Source organism: Actinoplanes sp. NPDC048791 (genome assembly GCF_040650095.1).
Classification (GTDB): Bacteria; Actinomycetota; Actinomycetes; order Mycobacteriales; family Micromonosporaceae; genus Actinoplanes.
Window position 1 is genome coordinate 1 of the sequence record NZ_JBEZGQ010001226.1, and the last position, 2,245, is coordinate 2,245.

Below are 2,245 nucleotides of genomic sequence, written 5' to 3' on the forward strand. Positions count from 1 at the left end.
GCCCAGTTGTGCTCGGCGCGCTTGGCGAAGCCGATGCCGGGATCGAGGATCAGCCGCCCGGGGTCGACGCCCGCGGCGACCGCCGCGTCCACCCGTTCCAGCAGCTCGGCGCGGACCTCGGCGACGACGTCGTCGTAGTGCGCGAGGTCGAGCATCCGGCGGGAGTGCCCGCGCCAGTGCATGAGGATCCACGGGCAGCCGGCGTCCGCCACCACGGCGGCCATGCCGGGATCGGCCAGGCCGCCCGAGACGTCGTTGACCAGCACGGCTCCGGCGGCCAGGGCCGCGGCGGCCACCTCGGCCCGGGTGGTGTCGATGCTCAGCGGTACGCCGGCGCCGGCCAGCGCCTTGATCACCGGCAGCACCCGGGCGATCTCGGTCGGCCCGTCCACCCGATCGGCGCCCGGCCGGGTGGATTCGCCGCCGATGTCGATGATGTCGGCTCCGTCCCGGTGCAGCGCAACGGCGTGCTTGACAGCGGCGCCGACATCGGCATACCGCCCGCCGTCGGAGAAGGAATCCGGGGTCACGTTGAGCACGCCCATCACGACCGGGTGATCTTGCTGCAGCAGCGGATCGCCGCTGACCTGCGCGGTCGTTGCGATACCGGTCGGATCAGTCACGGGAAGAAGGTACCGGGCCTGAGGTTTTAGAACATGTGTACGATGCAACGTGACTCATCTTCAGTCATGTCTTTACCTTGGGTAACGAATCAGGCAGCTTGTAGGTAAGAAGTACGGCCCGTACTCTTCGGAACTGGGCATCATTGAAGGACCGAAGAGAGCAGACGGGCTTTGGGTAGGACAGGAGCGCCCTGAACAGCTCACTCGACGCGGTGAGCTGGAAGTAGCACCATATGGGCGTTGCCGTCAGCGAGGCTTTACAACTGCAGTGTGCTCGGCGCCCTCACGCCGGGCACCCGGGAGGTTTACCGATGATCGCCACAGAGTTCGCCACGCAGGTCGTAGCAGCCCTGCAGCAGGGCACCCTGGCCGCCCCCGAGCCCAAGGGCATCAACACCGAGGGCGTCGTCACCTTCTTCGCGAGCAACATCGCGCCGATCCTGCTCGCCGTCCTCGGCATCATCTTCATCGGACGGGCCAGCCGCGGCGAGATCTCGAAGGTGCTCACCAGCTCCGCGATCGCCATCGTCGGCCTCGCGTTCATCGCCGGCGCCGCGACGTTGTTCTTCGTCGGCGACTACCTCATCAGCCTCATCTTCGCCTGAGGCCGCGGGCGGACACATGCGGCTGCGCACCGATGACGACATCTACCGGGCACGCCTTGTCTATCTGGGCCCGCCCGGATACACGCTGCCCATGCATCTGCCGTATGCGCAGTATGGGATGTTCGTCCTACTAGTGCCTTTGTTCGTGTTTCTGCATTACCTCATCACGTTCGAGATCGACGCCTTCCCCGCCTGGGAGATCGCGCTGGCCATGGTCACCACCTCCTACGTGTTCCGGCACGTCGACCCCGACCGGCCGGCCCGGATGGTCATCCGCACCGCGCTGACCGACTGGCGCCGCACCCGCGAGCCGGCCGTCGAACAGCGCGACCCGAGACTTGTCGCCACGCGCATCAGGGTTCGGGAGGAGTTGGTATGACCAGTTTCGCCAATCTCGTCGCATGCCCGAACGGGGCCCGTTCATGACCGCTACCCCACCGCCCGGGCATTCCCGCGCGGAATCGTCCCTCCCGGGCAGGCAGAGTAACGCTGTGCGATCGGACAACCACTCTCCGGATGAGAGCACTGATCAGGTGCCGGGTCCGGGCCACGGCGCTGTCGCGGTCTTCCAGGCCCCGCAGCCGGTACGCCCGCGCACCAACGGCGCTCCGCCGGTCGACCCGATGGACATCGATTCGCCGTTCCTCGATCTCTTCGGGGGCACGCCGGCCCAGCCGGCCGCGCCGGCAGCCGAGCCGGAGCCGCCCGCCGACGACCCGGACGTGGATTTCGACTTCGGGTTCGACTTCGACGGCGCGGACGCGAGCGGGCAGACCTCCGGGGCACCGGCGTCCCCTGCGACGCCGACCGGCTCGACGACAGCTCCTGATTCCGCCGAGACGTCGTCGGGTCCTGCCGGGCCCGCTACTGGTCCTGCCGGGCCGGCTACTGGTCCTGCCGGGCCGGCTTCGGGCGCTGCCGGGCCGGCTTCGGGCGCTGCCGGGCCGGCTTCGGGCGCTGCCGGGCCCGGCTCGGGTTCTTCCGGCTCGGGTCCTGCTGGTTCCGCGGTGGCACCCG

The 2,245-nt window shown here is 68.8% G+C and carries 3 protein-coding genes; 2 read left to right on the forward strand and 1 reads right to left on the reverse strand.

Annotation, left to right across the window (positions count from 1 at the left end; translation table 11 throughout):
- Window positions 1–545: dihydropteroate synthase (gene folP, locus AB0C29_RS44665; RefSeq protein WP_360833918.1), on the reverse strand; the 545-nt coding region annotated here is incomplete at its 3' end.
- Window positions 546–934: 389 nt separating this feature from the next.
- On the opposite strand from folP, the gene AB0C29_RS44670 reads away from it, so the two are divergent.
- Window positions 935–1,228: a hypothetical protein gene (locus AB0C29_RS44670; RefSeq protein WP_360546108.1), complete on the forward strand. Its 294-nt coding sequence runs from the start codon at window positions 935–937 to the stop codon at window positions 1,226–1,228.
- A 16-nt stretch (window positions 1,229–1,244) separates the two neighbouring features.
- The gene (locus tag AB0C29_RS44675; protein ID WP_125811387.1) at window positions 1,245–1,607 is read left to right on the forward strand and encodes a hypothetical protein; all 363 of its coding nucleotides are present in this window, start codon (window positions 1,245–1,247) and stop codon (window positions 1,605–1,607) included.
- Window positions 1,608–2,245 lie beyond the last annotated feature (638 nt).

What these genes read in the sequence shown, in the direction of transcription:
- AB0C29_RS44670 (WP_360546108.1), top strand. Translation starts at nt 935, where the DNA reads ATGATCGCCACAGAGTTCGCCACGCAGGTCGTAGCAGCCCTGCAGCAG.
- AB0C29_RS44675 (WP_125811387.1), top strand. Translation starts at nt 1,245, where the DNA reads ATGCGGCTGCGCACCGATGACGACATCTACCGGGCACGCCTTGTCTAT.